Source organism: Streptomyces sp. L-9-10 (assembly GCF_004151105.1).
Classification (GTDB): Bacteria; Actinomycetota; Actinomycetes; order Streptomycetales; family Streptomycetaceae; genus Streptomyces.
In genome coordinates this window covers 314,049-339,184 of record NZ_PHRF01000162.1, presented here as the reverse complement: position 1 = coordinate 339,184, position 25,136 = coordinate 314,049, and the positions used below count along the sequence as shown (strand labels likewise).

Genomic DNA, 25,136 nt, shown 5'->3' with positions numbered 1-25,136 from the left:
TGCCTCTCGGGCTGAAAGTGCGGTGATCGGGCAGCGCACCAGTCTATGGGCCATGACGTCAGGGGGCGTACGACGGCCCACGCGCCCCGCGCATATGCGCATACGCCCCCGCAGCGTGACCACAACGCCAGGTGGCGCGTTGTCAAGAGAGATTGACCAGCACGGGCCGCACCGGTGCGGCCCGGATCCTTTTCAACGCCGGTTCGAGAGGCTTGTTCATGGCCGACCACGCAACCCACGACGCACAAGCCCGAGCAAGTCTGCACCTGTTGGTGCGCGACATCGAGCGGGTCCGGCGGCAGGTGGACGCATTGCGCACCCTCACCGCCCAGTTGGGCAATGTCTACCGCCCGCGGCGATCGGGTCCTTCGACGGGCTTCGTCGTGTACGGCAGAGCACCCGCGCCGACCGTACGGCTCGCGCAGGAGCTGAGGGACAGCGTAGAGACCCTGGTGACCGCCGCGGTGGACTTCGACCGCTCGCTGGGCTTCTCCTGGGACGCGGTGGGATCGGCGCTCGGCGTCACCAAGCAGGCGGTGCACCGTCGTTACGGTACGCGCCGTACCACCCAGCAACCGACCGCGCCCGAGGCGGACCGCCCGCAGGACCCCGCGACGCCCCGCACCACGGTGCCGGCAGCGGTACCGGCGGCCCGGTCGATGCCACCGCAGCCGACGGCCGGCACGCAAGCCCTCCGGGAAGAACCCCGCCCGAACGTCTTCCCGGGCCCAAGGGGCGGCTGACCGCCACCTCGCACCCATCCCCACCCCCCGGCCGTCCGCGAGGGGGAGCATGCTCACCGGCGGGAGGGGGTCGGGGTCGGAGGAGGTGCGTGTCCGGACGTAAAGCGTCGCGGCTCGCGCGAAGCGCGGTGACCACGCGACGGAGTCGCATATCGACCGCAGCGCAGTCCGGACACGCACCTCCGGAGGCCCCGGCACCCGGCACCACCACCGGCCCCAGCGCCGCAGGCGCACACCGCACCCCCCGCCGGAGGCGCACCGCACCCACACCACGACGCACCCCGCGCCGCAGGCGCACCGCGCCACGACCCCCCCGCCGGACGGCGCACCCGCACCACGACGTCCCCGCCGGACGGCGCCCCGCACCCACGCGAACCCGCACACGAAACCCGCCCCAGCCGAAACGCGCACCGGACCACGCCCCCCGCCGGGAGGCGCAACTCACCCAATGTCCGGCGGATCGATCCGCACCCGTACCGGATCCCCCCCGCCCCGGGCCAACCGCGCCGCCTGCGCCGCCTTCAGCGCCCCGGCGAGCGCGGCCCCACTGCCGGGCGGTACCCGCACCAGCGCCCGTTCCCACCGCTCCCCCACCGGTGCGTCACCCGCCCGGCGCGGCCTGCCCGGGTCCGTGACCGGCATCGGCACAGGCCCCAGCACCTCCGCGTCGGCGGGCAGCTCGGCAGCCACCAGGAACGCGGCCACCGCCTCCCCCCGCCCCAGCACCGCCGCCATCCGCGACACCGGCGGAAACCCCAGCTCGGCCCGTTCCGCCAGCTCGCGCTGCGCGTGCCCGACCGGGTCCCAGCGCACCAGCGCCTGCACCGGCCGTAGCGTCGGCTCGGCGACCACGACCACCGTGCCGCCCTCGCTCTGTCCGCGTACGAGCGACCCCGCCTGTATCCAGCGGCGCAGGGCTTCCTCGCCGGCCCGCAGATCAGGCCGCCCGAGCATGGCCCAGCCGTCGAGGAGCAGCGCAGCCGCGTAGCCGCCCTCCGCCACCGGTTCGGCGCCGGGGGTGCTCACTACGAGGGCGGGGCGGCCGGGTACTGAATCGAGCACGTGGTCGCGTCCCGAGGTACGGACGGGGACGGCCGGGAACGCCCGTCCCAGTTCCTCCGCCGTCCGCCGCGCACCCACGATCCGGGCGCGCAGCCGGGTGTTCCCGCACTCCACGCAGTGCCAGGACGGTTCGTCCCGGCCGCACCAGCCGCAGTGCAACTCCCGTTCCCGCGGCGCCTCCAGCGGCCCCGCGCAGTGCTGGCAGCGGGCGGGCGTACGGCACCGTTCGCAGGCCAGCCGGGGCACATAGCCGCGCCGGGGCACCTGCACCAGCACCGGCCCGGTCTTCAGTCCGTCCCTGACGGCCTGCCAGGCGAGGCTGGGCAGCCGGGCGGCGCGCGCGGCCTCGTCCCGAGCCAGCTCGCCGTCGCCGACGGTACGCACGAGCGGCGCGGCCGTACGCACCTGCTCGCGGCCGGCCGCGAGGGGCAGCGCCCAGCCGGTGCCGACCAGTTGGGCCGCCTCGACGGTGCAGGACGTGCCGCCCAGCAGGAAGGCGCATTTGTCGTGCGCGGCGCGCAGCAGCAGTACCTCGCGGGCGTGCGGCTGGGGTGCGTGCTGCTCGCTGTGGCTGCCGTCGCCGTCGTCCCAGATCACCACCAGTCCCAGGTCCCGCACCGGCGCGAACATGGCCGCGCGGGTCCCGACGACCGCCCGGACCGCTCCGCGCCGTACGGCGAGCCACTCCCGGTAACGCTTCTCGGGCCCCGCCTCGGCCGTGAGCAGCGCGTGCCGCCCTTGGCCGAGCAGCGCCGTCAGCGCCGTGTCGACCCGAGCGGCGACCCGCCCGTCCGGTACGACGACGAGCGCGCCCCGCCCCGAGGCCAGCGCGCCCGCCACGGCGCGCGCCAGCTCGTTGGCCCACTGGGGACCGGGCAGGGCGGTCCACACGGCCCGGGGGGCACCACCGCCGGCGAGCGCGGCGAGGAAGGCGGGCCCGTTGACGTACCGCTCCCAGCTCCCGGCTTCCGGCGCGGCGGGGGGCGGCAGCGGCTCCGGTGAGGGCTTCGACTCGGCCCGCGCGTTCCTCGGCGGAATCGCGAGCTGGAGCACATCCGCCAGGCTTCCCGCGTACCGGTCGGCAACGGCACGGGCCAGCCCCAGCAGCTCCGCGCTGAGCACGGGCTCGGGCGACACGACATCGGCGAGTGCGGCGAGCGGCCCGGAGTAGTCCGATTCGGCCCGCCGCTCGACCACGAACCCGTCGATCAGCCGCCCGCCCTCACGCCGCCCGCCCCGCACCTGATGCGCCCCGGCCCCGAACCGCACCCGCACCCGCACCCCCGGCTGCGCGGCCTCGTCCAGTTCCTCGGGCACGGCATAGTCGAAGAACTGGTCAAGATGCAGCACGCCCTTGTTGACCACCACCCGCGCGACCGGCAACTCCCCGGCCAGCGCGGCCCCCCGCCAGGTCCGCGGCTTCGCCCGCGGCACCTTGGCCTTCCGCACGCTCTCCCGAATCAGCGCAAGCTGCTCAGGCCCACCCCCGGCGGGATCCTCGGCCTGCCTGTCGTCGCTGCTCACAGCTTCATACCTACCAGACAGCACCGACACCCCCCGCCTCGCAGGGAGCGGGACGGCCTCCGGTACGCCCTCGCCCACGGGGCGCGGCGTGGAGAGGGGCTCAGGTCCCGGCATCGGCCCGCGGCCGGAGGCAGCCGCACCGTGCCGGTCCGCCACGTATCCCGGCCGAGGCAGGCGAGGCGACCGGATCGAGACCATAGCGGCTCTACCGGCCAAACCACCCCTTGCGGGGAGACACCTCGATGGGATGTGGAGAGGAAACGGGAAACGTCCCTATTCACCTTGTTCCGCTTCTTCGGCTGCCGCACGCTGATTCACGTCACCCCGCGGCGGCCCGGCCGCGGAGTGACGGAGGCTGAAGTGCTTGATCAGACGAACGACTTCGGGCGAGAACTTCGACGCCGGCGCCTGCGAGTGCCGCTGTCGCTCGAGCAGCTGGGAAAGCTCGTTCACTACAGCAAGGGACAGCTCAGCAAGGTGGAGAGGGGCCTCAAGCGGCCCACACCGGAGCTGGCCAGGCTCTGCGACGCCCAGTTGGAGGCAGGAGGAACTCTCTCCGCCCTTGTACCCCGGCAGGAGGCAAACGCTTCCCTGCCTCATTCCGGTCACGACGGTGAGGTGTGGTTGATGCACTTAGGCAAGGACGGATCCAGCTCGTTCCAGCCGGTACGGCGCCGGAGCGTGATTGCCGCCGGCGCCACCTCGATACTGGCGATGCAAGCGGACGGTCTCGGCGCACACGACCCGGTGACCGCGGGGGCCGAGACAGTGGTGGACGCATCACGCATGCTTTTCGATCAGTTCCGCCGGATCGGACAGGCATCCGGGCCCGCTGGTGTCCTGCCACCGCTCATCGCGCAGACACACTCCCTGGAACAGCTCTCGATGCGTACCGGACCGCGAACCCGTAACTCCCTTCTGGTGCTGGCGTCCCGATATGCCGAGTACACGGGATGGATGGCCCAGGAATCGGGGGACGACAGATCCGCGCTGTGGTGGACCGACCGGGCGGTGCTCCTCGCCCGAGCCGGCGAGGACTCCGGACTCGCCGCCTACGCCCTGGTCCGACGTGCTCTCGTCTGCCTCTACCGAGGCGATGTGCGACAGGCGATCGAACTGTCCCAGCGGGCCCTCGACAGTGACGCCTCGCCCCGTGTACGAGGGCTCGCGGCGCAGCATCTGGCCCAGAGCGTCGCGTCCGACGGTCAGTACGACGCCTGCATGCGCAGTCTCGACCTGGCGCGCGACTTACTCTGCGAAGACGCCGCGAACCCGGATTCGCCCGTCCTCGGCGCGTCTCACGTACCCGACGTAGTGTCCATGTTCACCGGCTGGTGCCTGTATGACCTGGGCCGGCCACGCCGGGCCGCCGAACTGCTCGATCAGGAGCACGCACGGATCCCGGAACACGCGATGCGGACCCGTGCCCGGTACGGAGTCAGACGCGCTCTCGCCCATGCCGCCGCCGGGAACGTCGACCACGCGTGCCACCTCACACGTGACGTACTCCCCTCCGTGCGGCTCACACACTCCGCGACGATCTTCGCGGATCTGCGCCGACTGGCACACGCATTGGGGCGGCATCCGCGCAACGCCTCGGTAAGAGAGCTGAGCCCGGATCTCTCCTCCGTCCTGACGCACACCGCGAAGTCCTGAAAGGACATGCCCATGCATGAAGTCTTCATCAACTACCGGACCCAGGGCGGCAAGGAAGCCGCGTACATGTGCCACGAGCGGCTGTCCGCCAGATTCGGTGACGGCAGCGTCTTCCTGGCTGCGAAATCCATCCCTCCGGGCACCAACTACGCCGATGCCCTCATCAGCAACGTTCGACGTAGCCACGTGCTCCTCGCTCTGATCGACGAACACTGGCTCGACGCGCCCGACCGCAAGAACCCCGGGAGAAGGGCCCTGGTCAATCGGCAGGACTGGGTTCGACGCGAGCTTGAGGAAGCTCTCACCTCCGGCATCTTGGTGGTCCCGCTCATGATCGGGCGCAGTGCCGTCCAACTGGACGCCCGTCGGCTGCCCAAGTCGTTGGCCGAACTCGCCGAGTGCCAATACGAACGACTCACGTTGCGTGCGATCGACACCGACATGGCCCGGCTGTGTGACCGGCTCATCCGCCAGGTCCCGGAGCTGGCCGCTCTGGACCGTCACCCCGCTCCGGCAGCCACATCTGATCCCGACAGGGAAAGCGGCGTCCACAACAGTGGCCAGAGGGGCGGGATCGGACAGGTCAATGGCTCCTTGGGCACTTTCGTGAACGAGTCACACGGGCCTCTGCACACCGGGAGCGGCGATCAGATCCATCAGAACCACAGCCCGAAGATCACGGGCGACAGCACCAACTACGTCGCCGGGAACAATCACGGCGGCATCCGTCAGGAGTTCGGTCCACGTGTGCCCCGAAAGGACGACGAACGATGACCTGGGGTAACGGCGCCTACATCAACGAGGCCCGGAGTGCCGTACACAGCGGTGACGGGATGCAGGTGAACTTCTATCACCTGGAAGCCGCCGCGTCGCGGTTGCGGGAACAGACCCGCCGACCGCGCACCGTCGCTAAGGATGACCGTGAACGGCTCTACCAGCGCTTCGTCCCGCCTGGTCGTTTCCGGCAGGCGAGCTATGTACTGGCCGCACATCACACGGCTCTGCTCTCCGGCCACCCAGGCAGCGGTCTGCGAGCCGCCGCCCTGATGCTGCTGCACGAGTTACCGGAAGGTAAAGGGACTCTTCACGAACTGCCCGACACCCAGGACGACGACTCCTCCACATCCCTGTTCGACAGCAGCGACATCCACAGCGGGGACCGGCTCCTGCTCGATCTGTCGGGGGCGGACGAGACCCGCTACCTGGAGGTTCAGACTCAGCTCTCCGACTTCCGCAACCGGCTGATGGAACGCGGAGCCCACCTGGCAGTGGTTCTGCCGCATCATCTCGGCTATCTGCTGCGCAGTGACCTACGGCCACTGACGACAGACATCGAGCGCCCGTCGGCGCTGAGGGTTCTCACCGTCCATCTGCGCCGGGACGGCATCAGCCCGACCGCGACGGAGTTGGAGGCGCCCGAGCTCACGACGTACCTGACCAAAGCCCCGATGCGAGATGTCGCCGATCTGGCCGACCGGATCCGACGAGCGCGAGACACCGCGGAACCGGAACGAGGGTTCCCACACTGGCTGCGTGACGCACTCGCCGTACTGACGGATCAGACCGCCAGGGTCGCGGGAGATCTGTCCGCACGCTTCACGGGCCGGCGCCGGGCCCTGCTGCTCGCACTGGCCATGTTTCACGACACCACGCCCGCCACGGTCTTCAGTGCCGGCACGGCTCTGCTCAAAATCCTGGATCATCCGCCCGACGAGCGTCCTCGGCTGGACCACAGCGATCTCAACGCGGAGTTCACCGCGATCGGCGCGGAGACCCAACCCTCGGGGCGCGTCCGATTCAGCAAAGTCGGCTATGACCGTGCGGTACGGGACCACTTCTGGACGTATCTTCCGGACCTGCGCATCCAACTCTGTGACTGGGTCGGCGAATGCATCGAGCGGCCGTGGCTCAACAAGGGCGAACGGGAACGTGTGATCGCGTGGTTCGCCGAACAGGGGCTGCGTACAGGTCGGCCCGAGGATCTGTCTAATCTGGCCATCAGGTGGACCAAGCCCAGTGCCCCGGCGCCGCTGCTCCCCGACGCGGCACAGATTCTGGCCCATGGCCTGGCCGACAGCCGGCACGGCAGGTCCTTTCGCCAGCAGATCTACGAATGGTCGAAGAATGCCGAGCTGAGTCCTCGACTCAAACAGGTTCTGATCCTGGTGTGTTTCCAGGTGATGGCCCAGACCCACCCCGACCAGGCGCTGGTCCGTCTGCATCACCTAACAAGGCGGGCGAGCGGTCCGGCGGGCGCCTCCGCACAGCAGTCGTTGCTCAAGCTGGCTCACGCCGACAGCCGGTTGTACCGCCTGTTGCTCAGTCGGATCGACACCGGTATGGGGGGCAGCTACGGACAGGCCGACACCGCTCTCTTCCTGGCACTGGCCGACGCCGCCCGGCTGATCAGGTCCTCAGACGTGCGAAGGGTGCTCGCCTCGGGCTGGGCGGGGGTCCTGCGGCGATGGCCGGTGGAACGCTGGAGGCCGGACGCCGACCGCTGGCTGACCGTGTGCGAGGACGACCGCTATCGCGACCCGGCACTCGATGTGCTGGTCACCGCGTGCGCGGGCGACAGTTCCGCGCTGGGAAGCGTCTATCGCGTGGCGCACGACTGGTCACGCGCTCGGTCCGGCGACGCCGCCCTTCGGGCAGAGGTCCTCGCGTGTCTCTTCCGCAAGATGAACAGCGCTCAGGGGCACGAACCCCTCGGCGTCGGCGCCTGAACGGAAATCGGGGGTACACATGAGTTCGGGCCAGAAGACCATGACGGTCTTCGTCACCGTGATCCTGGGGCTGATCCTCGTCATCTTCGGCCTCTGGTCGGCCTGGCCCCTATGGGCATGGCCGGCTGCCACGGCCCTGCTCGCGATCATCGCCGCAGGGACCAACAAGATACTCACGCGCGAGCACGACGAGTTTCCGCGTGAGCTCACACTGACCCCTGACGTCCCGTCGCCTCCGATCCAGCGGCAGGAGCAGCGTGTCACTGACGTCGCGCTGCCGAGCGTCGTGACCGACTACGACTTCTCGTTCTCCGCGACAGTCCGCTGGATGCTGGTGGAGGCGGAGTACGGCGCCCCACTCATCAATCCCGGCGGACTGGCCGTCGATGCCGTACTCCAGCGCGCACGCGAGGTGACAGCGGATCAGCTCCCCACCCATAGCACGCTCCTGCAGCATCGGCTCGACGCGGCTTTGGGCTCCATGCGCCTCGACCCTACGGAACGCGTGCTGGCCATGGCTCAGGACGTCTCTCTCGTCCTTCCCGACCTTGATCGCGAACGGCTCGCCAGGCTCTCCAACGTTCGCAAAGACGAGGATCTGTGGGAGCACGAACGGAACTACGAGCGCAACAAACGCGCCTATCTGGGCGACGATGTACTGAAGGACACCGGTAGCGCCGTCGTCTGGTGGCTGTCCAAGAACGACGATCAGGTCGAGGGAGCGGTGGACCGCATCGGACTGCTGGCCAGTCTCTCCGCCGCCGCGCACAACGACACCATCGATCCGACATTCCAGCACCTCGCGGCCCCCTGGTTCTCCGAGGCCACGTCCCCTCCGGCGAATGACGATCCGGCCGCAACGTACGACCAGGGATATGCGGAGGCCCCCGACGGCGCTGGACCACTCGACGACTCCGATGCGGAGCCATCTGTGGACACCCTGCTGGAATGGCTTGGCTTCGACTCCGAAGACATGGATGTCACCCTTTTCGCCGAACGGCTTGCCGAGCTCGCCGGGCTCCATGGAAAGACCGAGGCAGCGCAGTGGATCAGGGCACGGTTCGACGACCGCGCCCCGGAGAACGCGGAGGAGGATCCGGAGCAGGACGAGTAGCGGGCGAAGCGGGAACCCATGGTTGAGGCCCCGGACCGTCGTGCGGTCCGGGGCCTCAACGGCACATCTCAAGGGGACGAACCCAGAAGGGTCAGACTCCCGCGGCCTTGCGCAGGGCGTCCACGCGGTCCGTGCGCTCCCAGGTGAACTCGGGCAGCTCGCGGCCGAAGTGGCCGTACGCCGCCGTCTGCGCGTAGATCGGGCGGAGCAGGTCGAGGTCGCGGATGATCGCCGCCGGGCGGAGGTCGAAGACCTGCGCGATGGCCTGCTCGATCCTGTCCGTGTCGACCGTGGCCGTACCGAAGGTCTCCACGAAGAGACCGACCGGCTCCGCCTTGCCGATCGCGTAGGCGACCTGGACCTCGCAACGGGAGGCCAGACCGGCCGCGACGACGTTCTTCGCGACCCAGCGCATCGCGTACGCCGCCGAGCGGTCGACCTTGGACGGGTCCTTGCCGGAGAAGGCGCCGCCGCCGTGGCGGGCCATGCCGCCGTACGTGTCGATGATGATCTTGCGGCCGGTCAGGCCCGCGTCGCCCATCGGACCGCCGATCTCGAACCGGCCCGTCGGGTTGACCAGCAGGCGGTAGCCCTCGGTGTCCAGCTTGATGCCGTCGTCGACGAGCTCCTTGAGGACGTGCTCGACGACGAACTCACGCACGTCGGGGGCGAGCAGCGAGTCCAGGTCGATGTCCGAGGCGTGCTGCGAGGAGACCACGACCGTGTCGAGACGGACGGCCTTGTCGCCGTCGTACTCGATGGTGACCTGCGTCTTGCCGTCCGGGCGCAGGTACGGGATGGTCCCGTTCTTGCGGACCTCGGAAAGGCGGCGCGAGAGCCGGTGTGCGAGGTGGATCGGGAGCGGCATCAGCTCGGGCGTCTCGTCGCAGGCGTAGCCGAACATCAGGCCCTGGTCGCCGGCGCCCTGCTTGTCCAGCTCGTCCTCGTCGCCCTCGACGCGCTTCTCGTACGCCGTGTCGACACCCTGCGCGATGTCCGGCGACTGCGCGCCGATGGACACCGAGACGCCGCAGGAGGCGCCGTCGAAGCCCTTCTTCGAGGAGTCGTAACCGATCTCCAGGATCTTGTTCCGCACCAGCTGGGCGATCGGCGCGTAGGCCTTGGTGGTCACCTCGCCGGCCACGTGCACCAGACCGGTGGTGATCAAGGTTTCCACGGCGACCCGGGAGGACGGGTCCTCCTGCAGGAGTGCGTCAAGAATGGTGTCGCTGATCTGGTCAGCGATCTTGTCGGGGTGACCTTCGGTCACGGACTCCGAGGTGAACAGACGGCGGGACACATCGCTCCCTGTGGTTGCAGCGGCTGCTGGCTGATCATTGGCGGACCGGCGGAGGGCTGCAGCCCCGCGACGGTCCACGACCACTTTATCGGTCGAATCGGGCCACGGGGGCAAGTGTCTCGATCTGTGGGAGTCCCGCGCCCGCGGCTCTGCATTATGCGATACGCCGATCGACCCTGGCCAGGGGGTGCTATGCCGGGATTCTCCGGATTTTGGCCCAGCACCGCGGCGATTCCCCCAGGAACGGGGCGGGAAAGGGGCAACAAAGAATTCACGCGCAGCACGTTTCACGTTCAGCCGACGCGCTCAAGGCGCGGCCGGGCCTCCACCGGGCTTCCACCGCGTGCCTCTCCCCGAGGTCCCCGCCCCAGCCCCTCAGGCCTTCAGCCGCGGCGCCACCAGGTCCCAGACAACATCCGCCAGCGCCTCCTTGGGGCCGTACGGCACCGCCGTCTCGCCGCCGTCCGCCGCGAGCACGACCGCCTCGTTCTCCTCGGCCCCGAAGGTCTTCCGCTCCCCGACCTCATTGACCACGAGCAGGTCGCACCCCTTGCGCCGCAACTTCTTCCTGCCGTTGGCCAGGACGTCGTCCGTCTCCGCCGCGAAGCCCACGATCACCTGTCCGGGGCGGGCCCGCTCGGCGGAGATCTCGGCGAGGATGTCCGGGTTGCGGACCAGTTCCACCGGCGCGGGCTCCTCGCCGTCCTTCTTCTTGATCTTTCCCGCGGCGTAGAAGGCGGGCCGGAAGTCGGCCACGGCCGCCGCCATGACCACGGCGTCGGCCTCCGCCGCGGCCTTCAGCACGGCCTCACGCAGCTGTACGGCGGTCCCGACGTGGACCACGTCCACACCCGCGGGGTCCGTGAAACCGGTGTTCGCCTCGATCAGGGTGACCCTCGCGCCGCGCGCCACCGCCGTACGGGCCAGGGCGTATCCCTGCTTCCCCGAGGAACGGTTCCCCAGGTAGCGCACCGGATCGAGTGGCTCGCGCGTGCCGCCCGCGCTGATCACGACATGCTGTCCCGCCAGGTCGGGCACGGAGGCGGGCACGGAGCCGGCGGAGCCGGATACGGAATCGGCGGAGCCGGACGCGGACGCGCCGCGCGCCAGTACGCGCCGGCAGACCTCGAAGATCTCTCCCGGTTCCGGCAGCCGCCCCTTGCCCGTGTCGACGCCGGTGAGGCGGCCGACTGCGGGCTCGATGACGACGGCGCCACGGCGGCGGAGTGTCGCGACGTTCTCCCGGGTGGCGGGGTGCTCCCACATCTCCGTGTGCATGGCCGGCGCGAAGACGACCGGACAGCGGGCGGTGAGGAGCGTATTGGTCAGCAGGTCGTCGGCGAGTCCGTGCGCCGCCTTGGCGAGGAGATCGGCGGTGGCCGGCGCGACGACGACCAGATCGGCGGACTGCCCGATCCGCACATGCGGCACCTCGTGGACATCTGTCCAGACCTCGGTGGAGACCGGGTGGCCGGAGAGGGCCGACCAGGTGGCCGCCCCCACGAAGTGCAGCGCCGAGTCGGTCGGTACGACCCGTACGTCATGGCCCGACTCGGTCAGCCGTCGCAGCAGCTCGCACGCCTTGTACGCGGCGATACCGCCCGCGACCCCCAGAACGACCTTCGGCTTGTCCACCGTGTCTCCACCTCTCTCGTCCGTGCCGCGCTCGCCCACCGCCGGCACTCGTCCGTACTCGTCCGCTCGTCCGTCCCCGGCCCTATGGACATGACACACCACAGGCCCGGCGGTCGTACCGCCGGGCCTGTGGTGAAAAGCCTGTACCGAAGAGTGTGCCTACTGGGCGGGGCCGTCGATGGCCTCGGAGGTCAGCAGACCCGCGTTGATCTCACGCAGGGCGATCGAGAGCGGCTTCTCGTGGACGTGGGTGTCCACGAGCGGGCCGACGTACTCAAGCAGGCCCTCACCGAGCTGCGAGTAGTACGCGTTGATCTGACGCGCGCGCTTGGCCGCGTAGATCACGAGGCTGTACTTCGAGTCCGTGGCCTCGAGCAGCTCATCGATCGGCGGGTTGATGATGCCCTCGGGCGTGGTGATGGAAGAGGACACTCTCTAGCCTTCCGAAGAAAATTCAGGGAGAAACCGGTAATCGCGGGATTCACGATGGAAGGAAATCCCACAAAAGATCATGCAACTGCCATCAAGGCTAGCAGCTCGCGCGCGACGTCCTCGACCGAGGTGTTGACCAGCGTCGTATCGAACTCCGACTCGGCGGCCAGCTCCACCTTGGCGGCCTCCAGACGGCGCTCGATCACCTCGGGTGATTCCGTGCCGCGGCCGGTGAGCCGGCGTACCAGCTCGTCCCAGCTCGGGGGCGCCAGAAAGACCAGCCGGGAATCGGGCATCGACTCCTTGACCTGCCGCGCGCCCTGGAGATCGATCTCCAGCAGCACGGGCTCGCCCGAGCCCAGCCGGTCGAGGACCGCCTGGCGCGGCGTGCCGTAGCGGTTGCCCGCGAACTCCGCCCATTCCAGCAACTCACCATTGGCGACCAGCTTGTCGAATTCATCGTCGGTGACGAAGAAATACTGGACGCCATGGCGTTCGCCGGGGCGCGGCTTTCTGGTGGTGGCCGACACCGAGAGCCATACCTCGGGGTGGACCTTGCGCATATGGGCGACGACCGTGCTCTTGCCGACCCCGGAGGGGCCGGAGAGCACGGTCAGCCGCGGTCGTACCTCTGCTGCCATGCAGCGATTATCCAGGTTCCCGGGGGTGCCCGGGAACGTCAGGCGGCCTTGCCGCCGAACTCGCGCTCCAGGGAGGCGATCTGGTTGGAGCCAAGACCACGCACTCGGCGGCTCTCGGAGATGCCGAGCCGCTCCATGATCTGCTTGGCGCGGACCTTGCCCACGCCGGGCAGGGACTCAAGCAGTGCGGAGACCTTCATCTTCCCGATGACGTCGTTCTCCTGACCCTGCTTGATGACGTCATGGAGGGAGGCGCCGGAGTGCTTGAGTCGATTCTTGACCTCGGCCCGCTCCCGGCGAGCCGCGGCGGCCTTTTCGAGCGCGGCTGCGCGCTGTTCAGGGGTAAGGGGCGGAAGAGCCACGCCTACGTCACCTCGGATGTCGAACTGTCGGATACGGACCGGTGAGGAACCTAATCGCCCCACACCAGGCGAGCAACGGGCAACGCACTGCACGTTGGCTCTCGACGGAGACTAGCGGCCATGGCCGCTGGAGTCAGCGAGAACAGACGAAAAGTCCTGGTCAACGTCGATCGGGCCGTACATTTCAGGCATATTGCCCAGCTTTTCGGCCAAGAATCTCTTCATCGGCGTCCCAGCGGCGTCCCGTCCGCGTCCCAGCGGTGTTCCCCTGGTGTTCAGAGTCACTCTCGAAAGCCTCCCGGCACGCCCCCGGCGTACGCCCCGAGCCGTCTCCCCCCGCACGCCCTACGCGCCCCCGACCGCCGCCCTCACCTCATCGGTGAAACGCTCCGCCGCCTCCCTCAGCGCGCCGAGGTCCGGACCGTGCCGCAGTACGCCCCGGCTGACGCTCGGGACCACATTGCCGACCGCCGCGCCGAACACGCGGGGCAGATCGGCCGGGGTCGCGCCCTGCGCGCCGATTCCGGGCGCGAGCAGCGGCCCGTTGATGGCGAGGTCGACCCCCGCGTCCCCCAGGGTGGCGCCGACGACCGCGCCGACCGAGCCGAGCGGGGCCGCGCCCGCGTTCTCCGCGGCCATGTGGTCCAGCATCAGCTGCGCGACCGGCCGGCCGTCGGCGGCGGTGGCGCGCTGCACCTCCGCGCCCTCGGGGTTGGAGGTCAGGGCGAGTACGAAGACGCCCGAGCCGGAGAGGGCGGCCGCGTCCAGCGCCGGACGCAGCGATCCGAAGCCGAGGTACGGGGAAACCGTCACGGCGTCCGAGAAGAGCGGCGAGTCCTTGTCCAGGTAGGTCGCCGCGTACGCGCCCATGGTGGAGCCGATGTCACCCCGCTTGGCGTCCATCAGGACCAGCGCCCCGGCCGCCCGCGCCTCCTCGACGGTCTTCTCCAGGACGGCGGTCCCGCGCGACCCGAAGCGCTCGAAGAACGCCGACTGGGGCTTGAGCACGGCCACCCGGTCCGCCAGCGCCTCCACCGTCGTACGGGCGAAGCGCTCCAGGCCCGCGACGTCGTCGGCCAGGCCCCAGTCCGTGAGCAGCGAGCCGTGCGGGTCGATGCCCACGCAGAGCGGTCCGCGGGTGTCCATGGCGCGCCGCAGCCGGGCCCCGAAGGGCTCCCCCGGGACCGGGGCGTTCGACGTGGTCGGGGAGGTCGGAGTGGAAGCGCTGGGGGTCATGCGGTCACCTTCCGGGTGTCGGCGCCGACGGCCTCGGCGAGCGTGGCGTACGGGCTGACCGCCAGCCTGGCGGCGAGCCCCTTGTGGATCGCGCGGCTCCAGAACGGGCCCTCGTAGATGAAGGCGCTGTAGCCCTGGACGAGCGTGGCGCCCGCGAGGATGCGCTGCCAGGCGTCCTCGGCGTTCTCGATGCCGCCGACCCCGACGAGCGTGATCCGGTCGCCCACGCGCGCGTACAGCCGGCGCAGCACCTCCAGTGAGCGCGCCTTCAGCGGAGCGCCGGACAGTCCGCCCGTCTCCGCGACCTGCGCGGGGTCCGAGCGCAGCCCGAGCCCCTCGCGCGCGATGGTGGTGTTGGTGGCGATGATGCCGTCCAGGCCCAGTTCCACGGCCAGGTCGGCGACCGCGTCGATGTCCTCGTCGGCGAGATCGGGCGCGATCTTGACCAGGAGCGGTACGCGGCGGTGGGTGACGGTGCGGTCGGCGGCCTCGCGTACGGCGGTGAGCAGCGGCCGCAGCTGGTCGACGGCCTGGAGGCTGCGCAGTCCCGGGGTGTTGGGCGAGCTGACGTTGACCACGAGATAGTCGGCGTGCCCGGCCAGCCGCTCCGTCGAGAGCACGTAGTCGCCGGTCGCCTCACTCTCCGGGACGACCTTGGTCTTGCCGATGTTGACGCCGACGGTGGTCCTGAAGACGGGCCTGCGGGCCGCCAGCCGGGCCGCCACGGCGGCCGAACCCTCGTTGTTGAAGCCCATCCGGTTGATCAGCGCGCGGTCGGCGACGAGCCGGAAGAGCCGCGTCCGCGGGTTGCCCGGCTGTGGCTCGCCGGTGACCGTGCCGATCTCGATGTGGTCGAAGCCGAGCATCGCCATGCCGTCGATGGCCACGGCGTTCTTGTCGAAGCCCGCGGCGAGCCCGAAGGGGCCGTGCATCCGCAGCCCGAACGCCTCGGTGCGCAGTTCCCGGTGGCGCGGGGCCAGGGCGGCGGCGGCGAACGTACGCAGGACGGGGATACGGGCGGCGAGCCGGATCCAGCGGAACGCCAGGTGGTGGGCCCGCTCCGGGTCCATCCGGCGGAAGACCAGCCTGAAGAAGATCTTGTACATGGAGTGATGTGTCCTCGAACGGAGTGGCGTGCCCACGAAGAGACGTCATGAGGTCATAAAGCATGACCTCACGGCCTCATGAAGAGGGGGACACCGGCTTCGGTGTCCCCCGTCCTCGGACCGGCTAGTTGTCGCGTGCCGCGGTCAGGTGCCGGGCGTGTTCCTGGAGGGAACGGACACCGACCTCGCCCTGTTTGAGGGCGTCGATGCCCTGGACGGCGGCTGCCAGCGCCTGGACCGTCGTCAGGCAGGGAACGCCGCGCGCGACGGCCGCCGTGCGGATGTCGTAGCCGTCGAGCCGGCCGCCGGTGCCGTACGGGGTGTTGACGATCAGGTCGACATCTCCGTCGTGGATCATCCGGACGATGGTCTTCTCGCCGTCCGGGCCCTCGCCCTCGCTCTGCTTGCGTACGACGGTGGCGTTGATGCCGTTGCGCTTGAGCACCTCCGCGGTGCCCGAGGTGGCGAACAGCTCGAAGCCGTGGGCGACCAGCTCACGGGCCGGGAAGATCATCGAGCGCTTGTCGCGGTTGGCGACGGAGATGAAGGCGCGGCCCTTGGTGGGCAGCGGGCCGTACGCGCCGGCCTGCGACTTGGCGTACGCCGTGCCGAAGGCGGAGTCGATGCCCATCACCTCACCGGTCGAACGCATCTCCGGGCCGAGGACGGTGTCCACCCCGCGTCCGTGGATGTCGCGGAAACGCGACCACGGCATCACGGCTTCCTTGACGGAGATCGGCGCGTCGAGCGGCAGCGTGCCGCCGTCGCCCTGGGCCGGCAGCAGTCCCTCGGCGCGCAGTTCGGCGACGGTGGCGCCGAGCGAGATACGGGCCGCCGCCTTGGCGAGCGGTACGGCCGTCGCCTTGGAGGTGAAGGGGACCGTGCGGGAGGCGCGCGGGTTGGCCTCCAGCACGTACAGGATGTCGCCGGCCATCGCGAACTGGATGTTGATCAGCCCGCGGACCCCGACGCCCTTGGCGATGGCCTCGGTCGAGGCGCGCAGCCGCTTGATGTCGAAGCCGCCCAGCGTGATGGGGGGCAGCGCGCACGCCGAGTCGCCGGAGTGGATCCCCGCCTCCTCGATGTGCTCCATGACGCCGCCGAGGTACAGCTCGGTGCCGTCGTAGAGCGCGTCCACGTCGATCTCGATGGCGTCGTCGAGGAACCGGTCCACCAGGACGGGCCGGGTGGGACTGATCTCGGTGGATTCGGCGATGTACGAGGAGAGCCTGATCTCGTCGTACACGATCTCCATGCCGCGCCCGCCGAGCACGTACGAGGGGCGGACCAGCACGGGGTAGCCGATCTCGTCGGCGATGGCCTTGGCCTCGGCGAAGGTGGTGGCGGTGCCGTGCTTGGGCGCGGGAAGCCCGGCCTCGGCGAGTACCCGGCCGAAGGCGCCGCGGTCCTCGGCGGCGTGGATCGCCTCGGGGGGCGTGCCGACGACCGGTACGCCGTTGTCCTTGAGCGCCTGGGCGAGGCCGAGCGGGGTCTGCCCGCCGAGCTGGACGATGACGCCCGCGATGGGCCCTGCCAGCGTCTCGGCGTGCACGATCTCCAGGACGTCCTCCAGGGTGAGCGGCTCGAAGTAGAGCCGGTCGGAGGTGTCGTAGTCGGTGGAGACGGTCTCCGGGTTGCAGTTGACCATCACGGTCTCGTAGCCCGCGTCACTGAGCGCGAAGGAGGCGTGGACACAGGAGTAGTCGAACTCGATGCCCTGGCCGATCCGGTTGGGGCCGGAGCCGAGGATGATCACGGCGGGCTTCTCGCGCGGCGCGACCTCGCTCTCCTCGTCGTAGGAGGAGTAGAAGTACGGGGTCTTCGCGGCGAACTCGGCGGCGCAGGTGTCGACCGTCTTGTAGACGGGTCGGATGCCGAGCGCGTGCCTGACCTCGCGGACCACGTCCTCGCGCAGTCCGCGGATACCGGCGATCTGGGCGTCGGAGAAGCCGTGCCGCTTCGCCTCTGCGAGCAGCTCGGGGTCGAGCTCGGGCGCCGAGGCCAGCTCGTCCGCGTACTCCTTGATCAGGAACAGCTGGTCGACGAACCACGGGTCGATCTTCGTCGCGTCGAAGACCTCCTCGGGGGTGGCACCGGCCCGGATGGCGTGCATGACGGTGTTGATCCGGCCGTCGGTGGGGACCTTGGCGGTCTCCAGCAGGGCGTCCTTCTCGGCGGGGCCGCCCGCCTCGCCGGTGAAGTCGAACTGGCTGCCCGCCTTCTCCAGCGAGCGCAGCGCCTTCTGGAGCGCCTCGGTGAAGTTACGGCCGATGGCCATGGCCTCGCCGACCGACTTCATGGTGGTGGTGAGGCTGGCGTCCGCCGCCGGGAACTTCTCGAAGGCGAAGCGCGGCACCTTCACGACGACATAGTCGAGCGTGGGTTCGAAGGACGCCGGGGTCTTCTCGGTGATGTCGTTGGGGATCTCGTCCAGCGTGTAGCCGACGGCGAGCCGGGCGGCGATCTTCGCGATCGGGAAGCCGGTTGCCTTGGAGGCGAGCGCGGAGGAGCGGGAGACGCGCGGGTTCATCTCGATGACGATGACCCGGCCGTCGTCGGGGTTGATCGCGAACTGGATGTTGCAGCCGCCGGTGTCGACGCCGACCTCGCGGATCACGGCGATGCCGACGTCCCGCAGGATCTGGTACTCGCGGTCGGTGAGCGTCATCGCGGGCGCGACGGTGATCGAGTCGCCGGTGTGCACGCCCATCGGGTCGAAGTTCTCGATGGAGCAGACGACCACGACGTTGTCGTGCTTGTCGCGCATCAGCTCCAGCTCGTACTCCTTCCAGCCGAGGATGGACTCCTCCAGGAGCACCTCGGTGGTCGGGGAGAGCATCAGGCCCTGTCCGGCGATCCGGCGCAGGTCCTCCTCGGTGTGCGCGAAGCCGGAGCCGGCGCCGCCCATGGTGAAGGAGGGGCGTACGACGACGGGGTAGCCGCCCAGTTCGTCGACGCCCTTGAGCACGTCGTCCATGGAGTGGCAGATGACCGAGCGCGCGGACTCGCCGTGGCCGATCTTGGTGTGGACGGCTTTGACGACGTCCTTGAAGAGGTCGCGGTCCTCGCCCTTGTTGATGGCCTCGACGTTGGCGCCGATCAGCTCGACGCCGTACTTGTCGAGCGTGCCCGCGTCATGGAGCGAGATCGCGGTGTTGAGCGCGGTCTGCCCGCCGAGGGTGGGCAGCAGCGCGTCGGGGCGCTCCTTGGCGATGATCTTCTCGACGAAGTCCGGGGTGATCGGCTCGACGTAGGTGGCGTCGGCGATCTCCGGGTCCGTCATGATCGTGGCGGGGTTGGAGTTGACCAGGATGACCCGCAGTCCCTCGGACTTGAGGACGCGGCACGCCTGGGTACCGGAGTAGTCGAACTCAGCGGCCTGGCCGATGACGATCGGTCCTGAACCGATGACCAGGACGGACTGGATATCGGTGCGCTTAGGCACGCTGGCCCTCCATGAGCTGTGTGAAGCGGTCGAACAGGTACGCGGCGTCGTGCGGGCCCGCGGCCGCCTCGGGGTGGTACTGGACGCTGAAGACCGGCCGGTCGAGCAGCCTGAGCCCCTCGACCACGTTGTCGTTGAGACAGACGTGGGAAACCTCGGCGCGGCCGTAGGGGGTGTCGGAGATCCGGTCGAGCGGTGCGTCGACGGCGAATCCGTGGTTGTGGGCGGTGACCTCGACCTTGCCGGTCGTACGGTCCTGCACGGGCTGGTTGATCCCCCGGTGGCCGTACTTCAGCTTGTACGTGCCGAACCCGAGCGCGCGGCCGAGCAGCTGGTTGCCGAAGCAGATGCCGAAGAGCGGGGTGCCGCGCTCCAGCACGCCCTTGACGACGGTGAGGTCGGCGGTGGCCGGGTCGCCGGGGCCGTTGGAGAGGAAGACTCCGTCGGGCCCGGTCGCGTACACCTCGTCGAGGGTGGCGGTGGCGGGCAGGACGTGCACCTCGATGCCGCGCTCGGCCATCCGGCGCGGGGTCATGCCCTTGATGCCCAGGTCGAGCGCGGCGACGGTGAAGCGCGCCGTGCCCGGCGGGAGTTCTTCGCCGTCGGGGCCGAGCGCGGGGACGACGTACGTCCGCTCGGTGGCGACCTCGGCGGACAGGTCGGCGCCGGTCATCTCGGGGGCCCGCTGGACACGGGCGAGCAGTGTCGCCTCGTCGGCCAGGGAGGCTCCGGAGAAGATGCCGACGCGCATCGCGCCGCGCTCGCGCAGGTGGCGGGTGAGCGCGCGGGTGTCGATCCCGCTGATGCCGACGACTCCCTGGGCGACCAGTTCGTCGTCGAGGGAGCGCCGGGAGCGCCAGTTGGAGGGGGTGCGCGCGGGGTCGCGTACGACATAGCCGGAGACCCAGATCCGCCGCGATTCGGCGTCCTCGTCGTTGACGCCGGTGTTGCCGATGTGCGGCGCGGTCATCACGACGACCTGGCGGTGGTACGACGGGTCGGTCAGGGTCTCCTGGTAGCCGGTCATGCCGGTGGAGAACACCGCCTCGCCGAAGGTCTCCCCCACGGCCCCGTAGGCACGGCCGCGGAAGCTGCGGCCGTCCTCCAGGACGAGTACGGCGGGAGTCGCCTTGTCGCGGGCGGTTCCCGGAGTGGAGGTGGTCATCGTGCGGGGCCTTCCGTCGTCGTGAACTGGTTCATGAAGTTGATGGCCTCGACCCATGCGCTGTGCTCGGCGGAGTGGTCGGAGCGGAAGCCGGAGTCGATCAGCTTGTCGCCGTGCTGCCAGGTGACGATCAGCAGCCCGCCCTCGGCCAGCACCTTGCCGGCGATGCCCTTGTCGAGCCGGGCCTCGCGCAGCTGGGCGGCCGGGACGAAGAAGTCGTTCGCGCCGGGGCGTACGACATCCAGCCCCGCGTCCGTGAGCGTCAGCTCGACGCGGCTGCGGGCGCCGAGGCCATGGGCCACGATCCGGTCGAGCCACTGCCCGGCGGTCGTGGAGCCGTGGTAGCGGCCGCTCATGCTCAGCTTGGCCTCACCTGGCGCTTCGGGCGCGCTGGGCAGCTCCGGCAGATCCGACTGGAGGCTGCCGCGCCATTTCCAGCCCTGGCGCATCAGCCAGTACACGAAGGCGATGAAGAGCAGCAGGCCGAGGACCCAGCCGATCCGGGCGGCCCAGTCGGTCACCTCCGCCGATTTCTGTTCGGCGGCCAGTGGCAGCAGAAGGTTCGCAGTAGTCACGCCAGATTCCCGTCGACGACCGTGGCACGGCCCCGCAGGAAGGTGTGGGTCACCCGCCCCGGCAGCTCACGCCCCTCGTAGGGGGTGTTACGGCTGCGGGAGGCGAACCCCGCGGGGTCCACGGCACCACGGTATGCCGGATCCACCAGCGTGAGGTTGGCGGGCTCACCCGGCGAGACGGGACGGCCGTGGCCGTCGAGCCTGCCGATACGGGCCGGCCGGAACGACATGCGGTCGGCGACCCCGGCCCAGTCGAGCAGTCCGGTCTCGACCATCGTCTCCTGGACCACCGACAGTGCCGTCTCCAGCCCCACCATGCCCATGGCCGCGGCGGCCCACTCGCAGTCCTTGTCCTCGTGCGGGTGCGGGGCGTGGTCGGTCGCGACGCAGTCGATCGTGCCGTCCGCGAGCGCCTCGCGCAGGGCCATCACATCGGCCTCGGTGCGCAGCGGCGGGTTCACCTTGTAGACGGGGTTGTACGACCGTACGAGTTCGTCGGTGAGCAGCAGGTGGTGCGGGGTGACCTCGGCGGTGACGTTCCAGCCCTTGGACTTCGCCCAGCGGATCAGCTCCACCGAGCCGGCGGTGGAGAGATGGCAGATGTGCACGCGCGAGCCGACATGCGCGGCGAGCAGGACATCGCGGGCGATGATCGACTCCTCGGCCACGGCGGGCCAGCCGCCGAGTCCGAGCTCGGCCGAGACGATGCCCTCGTTCATCTGGGCGCCCTCGGTCAGCCGCGGTTCCTGGGCGTGCTGGGCGATCACCCCGTCGAAGGCCTTCACGTACTCCAGCGCGCGGCGCATGATCACGGCGTCGTCCACGCACTTGCCGTCGTCGGAGAAGACCCGGACGGTGGCCGCCGAGTCGTGCATCGCGCCGAGCTCGGCCAGGTGCTTGCCCGCCAGGCCGACGGTGACGGCGCCGACGGGCTGGACGTCGCAGTAGCCCGACTCCCTGCCGAGCCGCCAGACCTGCTCGACCACACCGGCGGTGTCGGCCACGGGGAAGGTGTTCGCCATGGCGTGGACGGCCGTGAATCCGCCCACGGCCGCGGCCTTCGTACCGGTCAGCACGGTCTCGGAGTCCTCGCGGCCGGGCTCGCGCAGATGGGTGTGCAGATCGACCAGCCCCGGCAGCAGGATCCGGCCCCCGGCCTCGACGACGGTCGTCGCCCCGTCCGCCGGCAGCCCGGTGCCCACCTGGGCGATGGTCTCGCCGTCGATCAGTACGTCCTGTGCCTCGCCACCGAGCACCCGCGCGCCCCGGATCAGAATCTTGCTCATGGTTACTTGTTCTCCTCGGCGTTCAGGCGGGAATGGGTGACGGCGGGCTCGTTGCCGCCCAGCAGCAGATAGAGCACGGCCATCCGGATCGAGACACCGTTGGCGACCTGCTCGACGGCGGTGCAGCGGTCGGAGTCGGCGACCTCGGCGGTGATCTCCATGCCGCGGTTCATCGGCCCCGGGTGCATCACGATCGACTTCTCGGGCATGCGGCCCATGCGCTCGCCGTTCAGCCCGTAGCGGCGGGAGTACTCCCGCTCGGTCGGGAAGAAGGCGGCGTTCATCCGCTCGCGCTGCACCCGCAGCATCATCACGGCGTCGGACTGGGGCAGCACCCGGTCCAGATCGTACGAGACCTCGCACGGCCACCGCTCGACCCCGATCGGTACGAGCGTGGGCGGGGCGACCACGGTGACCTGGGCGCCGAGGGTGTGCAGCAGCAGGACATTGGAGCGCGCGACCCTGCTGTGCAGCACATCGCCGACGATGGTGACGCGCCGCCCGTCGAGATCCCGCCCGATGCCCGCGTCCGCGCCGACGAGCCTGCGGCGCAGGGTGAAGGCGTCGAGCAGCGCCTGCGTGGGGTGTTCGTGCGTACCGTCGCCGGCGTTGACGACCACGCCGTCGATCCACCCGGAGGTGGCGAGCCGGTACGGGGCGCCGGAGGCGCCGTGCCGGATGACGACGGCGTCGGCGCCCATCGCCTCCAGGGTCAGCGCGGTGTCCTTGAGCGACTCGCCCTTGGAGACGGACGAGCCCTTGGCGGAGAAGTTGATGACGTCGGCCGACAGGCGCTTGGCGGCGGCCTCGAACGAGATCCGGGTACGGGTCGAGTCCTCGAAGAAGAGGTTCACCACGGTGCGGCCGCGCAGGGTCGGCAGCTTCTTGATGGGCCGGTCGGCGACGCGCGCCATCTCCTCGGCGGTGTCGAGGATCAGGACGGCCTCGTCGCGGCTGAGGTCGGCGGCGGAGATGAGATGGCCGGGTGTGCGGGGGCCGGCCCCCGGGAGGCGCAGCATCTGGAGTGCTCCGTTGTGTGGGTGTGCGGGCGTGCGGGCGCGCGAAGGCATCCGTACGCGATGGGTGGCGTACGGAGGCGTGCTAGCGGTCGCCGGACGCGGGCTGCTTGAGGCCGAGCAGCACGGTGTCCCGGCCGTCTTCCTCCGCGAGCTGGACCTTGACCGTCTCGCGCAGCGAGGTGGGCAGGTTCTTGCCCACGTAGTCGGCGCGGATCGGCAGCTCGCGGTGGCCCCGGTCGACGAGTACGGCGAGCTGGACGGCGCGCGGCCGCCCGATGTCGCCGAGCGCGTCGAGGGCGGCGCGGATCGTACGGCCGGAGAAGAGCACGTCGTCGACGAGGACGACCAGTCGTCCGTCGACGCCGTCGCCGGGGATGTCGGTACGGGCCAGCGCGCGGGCGGGCCGCAGGCGCAGATCGTCGCGGTACATGGTGATGTCGAGGGAGCCGACGGGGATCGAGCGGCCGGTGATCTCCGCGAGCTTTCCGGCCAGCCGGCGGGCCAGGAAGACTCCGCGGGTCGGAATGCCGAGCAGCACCACGTCGTCGGCGCCCTTGGCGCGTTCGATGATCTCGTGGGCGATACGGGTCAGGGCCCGTGCGATGTCGGGGGCCTCCAGGACGGGGCGTGCCGCCTCGCCTGCCCCTTCTGCCCGGTCGGCCTCGTTGGTCTGACCGGTCAGGCCGGTGTCGCTGGAGTTGCTGGTGTCCATATGAAAACGGACCTCCTTCTCCGCCTCACGGGACGGATCTTAAAGGACGTCGAAATTACGCCACCCAGGCTAGCAGGAGGCCTTCGGAGTACCTGGTCGCACCCCTGTCGTGACACGGCGGGAAGCCCACCGCGGACCTTGGCGGGACTCCTTCGGCTTGACGCATCCAAGTAACGCTGCGTAACCTCACAGTGAGTTACCAGACTTCGTCCGGGGAGCTATATGTCCAGCGAATACGCAAAGCAGCTCGGGGCCAAACTCCGCGCCATCCGCACCCAGCAGGGCCTCTCGCTCCATGGCGTGGAGGAGAAGTCCCAGGGCCGCTGGAAGGCAGTGGTGGTCGGTTCGTACGAGCGTGGCGACCGTGCCGTCACGGTGCAGCGCCTCGCCGAGCTGGCGGATTTCTACGGGGTCCCCGTGCAGGAGCTTCTTCCCGGCACGACCCCCGGCGGAGCCGCCGAGCCGCCGCCGAAGCTCGTCCTCGACCTGGAGCGGCTGGCCCATGTGCCGCAGGAGAAGGCGGGCCCCCTCCAGCGTTACGCGGCGACGATCCAGAGCCAGCGTGGCGACTACAACGGCAAGGTGCTGTCGATCCGCCAGGACGACCTGCGCACGCTCGCCGTGATCTACGACCAGTCGCCCTCGGTCCTGACCGAGCAGCTGATCAGCTGGGGCGTTCTGGACGCCGACGCGCGCCGTGCGGTCGCCCACGAGGAGGGCTGAGCCGGCCCGCCGCCGACCAGCAGAAACGTCACCTCCGGAGGGTGGGTCCCGTATGCCGTACGGGCCCACCCTCCGGTGCGTTCAGCGCCCCGCGAGCAGTGGCCCGTGAACCCTCCGGAAGCGGCAAAGCGCCGGACGGGGCTGGGACAGCCCGCCCGGCGCTTTCGCGGTACGCCGACCGTCGGTGTGCCGACTCGCGGTACGTCGGCCGTTTCCGTGATCCGGAGGTTCCGGGGGCCACGCTCAGACGCGGCGCAAGCTCGGCTTGAGGTCCTTGAACCGGCCGAGCAGGCCGTTCACGAAGGACGGGGAGTCGTCGGTGGAGAACTCCTTGGCGAGCTGCACCGCCTCGTCGATCACCACCGCGTCCGGGGTCTCGTCCACCCACACCAGCTCGTACGCGCCGAGCCGCACGATGTTCCGGTCGACGACCGGCATCCGGTCGAGCGTCCAGCCCACCGAGTAGGTGGAGATGAGCTCGTCGATGCGGTCCGCGTACTCCGCGTACCCCTCGACCAGTTCCATCGTGTACTCGCCCACCGGCGGCTGGCGGTCGTCGGTCCGGGCGTGCCGTATCCAGTCCGCGAGGACCGTCTGCACGGACGCCCCGCGCTGGTCGGCCTCGAAGAGAATCTGGAAGGCGCGCTTACGGGCCTTGTTCCGGGCAGCCACGG

The 25,136-nt window shown here is 69.9% G+C and carries 21 protein-coding genes; 6 read left to right on the top strand and 15 right to left on the bottom strand.

From position 1 onward, the window contains the following. The first annotated feature begins 218 nt into the window (after positions 1-218). Complete coding sequence (locus tag CU044_RS35030) at positions 219-743, top strand: hypothetical protein (RefSeq protein ID WP_129772761.1); 525 nt, start codon at positions 219-221, stop codon at positions 741-743. A gap of 441 nt (positions 744-1,184) precedes the next feature. On the opposite strand, the gene CU044_RS35025 is transcribed toward CU044_RS35030, so the two are convergent. Further along, a complete protein-coding gene (locus tag CU044_RS35025; RefSeq protein WP_129772760.1) occupies positions 1,185-3,329 on the bottom strand; it encodes a primosomal protein N' in 2,145 nt (714 codons plus the stop codon). A gap of 345 nt (positions 3,330-3,674) precedes the next feature. Here CU044_RS35025 and CU044_RS35020 point away from each other — a divergent pair, with 345 nt between their 5' ends. From CU044_RS35020 to CU044_RS35005, 4 genes are read left to right on the top strand one after another with little or no spacing between them, the layout of a single operon-like run. After that, positions 3,675-4,985, top strand: coding sequence for a helix-turn-helix transcriptional regulator (locus CU044_RS35020; protein WP_345790168.1), 1,311 nt, complete (start codon positions 3,675-3,677; stop codon positions 4,983-4,985). Positions 4,986-4,997: 12 nt separating this feature from the next. Further along, complete coding sequence (locus tag CU044_RS35015; RefSeq protein WP_129772759.1) at positions 4,998-5,759, top strand: toll/interleukin-1 receptor domain-containing protein; 762 nt, start codon at positions 4,998-5,000, stop codon at positions 5,757-5,759. Next, positions 5,756-7,711 (top strand): ABC transporter substrate-binding protein, encoded by a 1,956-nt coding sequence (locus CU044_RS35010; protein WP_129772758.1) that lies wholly within the window; start codon positions 5,756-5,758, stop codon positions 7,709-7,711. Before CU044_RS35015 ends, CU044_RS35010 begins: the two co-directional genes overlap by 4 nt. Positions 7,712-7,751: 40 nt before the next feature. Then, positions 7,752-8,825, top strand: a complete 1,074-nt coding sequence (locus tag CU044_RS35005; protein WP_193564142.1) for a hypothetical protein — start codon at positions 7,752-7,754, stop codon at positions 8,823-8,825. Positions 8,826-8,916: 91 nt separating this feature from the next. On the opposite strand, the gene metK is transcribed toward CU044_RS35005, so the two are convergent. The 13 genes from metK to pyrR all read right to left on the bottom strand — a co-directional run bounded on the left by metK (position 8,917) and on the right by pyrR (position 23,739). Further along, positions 8,917-10,125, bottom strand: coding sequence for a methionine adenosyltransferase (metK, locus tag CU044_RS35000; protein WP_129772756.1), 1,209 nt, complete (start codon positions 10,123-10,125; stop codon positions 8,917-8,919). Between the two features lie 375 nt (positions 10,126-10,500). Beyond that, complete coding sequence (coaBC, locus tag CU044_RS34995) at positions 10,501-11,760, bottom strand: bifunctional phosphopantothenoylcysteine decarboxylase/phosphopantothenate--cysteine ligase CoaBC (protein ID WP_129772755.1); 1,260 nt, start codon at positions 11,758-11,760, stop codon at positions 10,501-10,503. 159 nt (positions 11,761-11,919) lie between these two features. Then, a complete protein-coding gene (rpoZ, locus tag CU044_RS34990) occupies positions 11,920-12,192 on the bottom strand; it encodes a DNA-directed RNA polymerase subunit omega (RefSeq protein WP_030355514.1) in 273 nt (90 codons plus the stop codon). Between the two features lie 77 nt (positions 12,193-12,269). Then, entirely contained in the window at positions 12,270-12,833 is a 564-nt protein-coding gene (gmk, locus tag CU044_RS34985) for a guanylate kinase (protein ID WP_129772754.1), read from the bottom strand. A gap of 38 nt (positions 12,834-12,871) precedes the next feature. After that, a complete protein-coding gene (locus CU044_RS34980) occupies positions 12,872-13,195 on the bottom strand; it encodes an integration host factor (protein ID WP_030355512.1) in 324 nt (107 codons plus the stop codon). A 345-nt stretch (positions 13,196-13,540) separates the two neighbouring features. After that, a complete protein-coding gene (gene pyrF / locus CU044_RS34975) occupies positions 13,541-14,431 on the bottom strand; it encodes an orotidine-5'-phosphate decarboxylase (RefSeq protein ID WP_129772753.1) in 891 nt (296 codons plus the stop codon). Continuing rightward, complete coding sequence (locus tag CU044_RS34970) at positions 14,428-15,537, bottom strand: quinone-dependent dihydroorotate dehydrogenase (RefSeq protein WP_129772752.1); 1,110 nt, start codon at positions 15,535-15,537, stop codon at positions 14,428-14,430. Before CU044_RS34970 ends, pyrF begins: the two co-directional genes overlap by 4 nt. 124 nt (positions 15,538-15,661) lie before the next feature. After that, on the bottom strand, positions 15,662-18,982 hold the full coding sequence (gene carB / locus CU044_RS34965; protein ID WP_129772751.1) for a carbamoyl-phosphate synthase large subunit: 3,321 nt from the start codon (positions 18,980-18,982) through the stop codon (positions 15,662-15,664). Further along, entirely contained in the window at positions 18,975-20,147 is a 1,173-nt protein-coding gene (carA, locus tag CU044_RS34960; protein ID WP_129772750.1) for a glutamine-hydrolyzing carbamoyl-phosphate synthase small subunit, read from the bottom strand. The genes carB and carA overlap by 8 nt, the downstream gene beginning before the upstream one ends. After that, positions 20,144-20,722 (bottom strand): hypothetical protein, encoded by a 579-nt coding sequence (locus CU044_RS34955; protein WP_129772749.1) that lies wholly within the window; start codon positions 20,720-20,722, stop codon positions 20,144-20,146. Before CU044_RS34955 ends, carA begins: the two co-directional genes overlap by 4 nt. Continuing rightward, positions 20,719-22,008: a dihydroorotase gene (locus CU044_RS34950; RefSeq protein WP_129772748.1), complete on the bottom strand. Its 1,290-nt coding sequence runs from the start codon at positions 22,006-22,008 to the stop codon at positions 20,719-20,721. The genes CU044_RS34955 and CU044_RS34950 overlap by 4 nt, the downstream gene beginning before the upstream one ends. Positions 22,009-22,010: 2 nt before the next feature. Beyond that, positions 22,011-23,027 carry an aspartate carbamoyltransferase catalytic subunit gene (locus CU044_RS34945; RefSeq protein ID WP_129772747.1) on the bottom strand — a complete coding sequence of 339 codons (1,017 nt, stop codon included), beginning with the start codon at positions 23,025-23,027 and terminating at the stop codon, positions 22,011-22,013. An 82-nt stretch (positions 23,028-23,109) separates the two neighbouring features. Continuing rightward, on the bottom strand, positions 23,110-23,739 hold the full coding sequence (pyrR, locus tag CU044_RS34940) for a bifunctional pyr operon transcriptional regulator/uracil phosphoribosyltransferase PyrR (RefSeq protein WP_240046011.1): 630 nt from the start codon (positions 23,737-23,739) through the stop codon (positions 23,110-23,112). 222 nt (positions 23,740-23,961) lie between these two features. On the opposite strand from pyrR, the gene bldD reads away from it, so the two are divergent. After that, on the top strand, positions 23,962-24,462 hold the full coding sequence (gene bldD, locus CU044_RS34935; protein WP_030355502.1) for a transcriptional regulator BldD: 501 nt from the start codon (positions 23,962-23,964) through the stop codon (positions 24,460-24,462). 243 nt (positions 24,463-24,705) lie between these two features. Here bldD and nusB read toward each other — a convergent pair whose 3' ends face one another. Continuing rightward, a complete protein-coding gene (gene nusB / locus CU044_RS34930; RefSeq protein WP_030355501.1) occupies positions 24,706-25,134 on the bottom strand; it encodes a transcription antitermination factor NusB in 429 nt (142 codons plus the stop codon). Positions 25,135-25,136 lie beyond the last annotated feature (2 nt).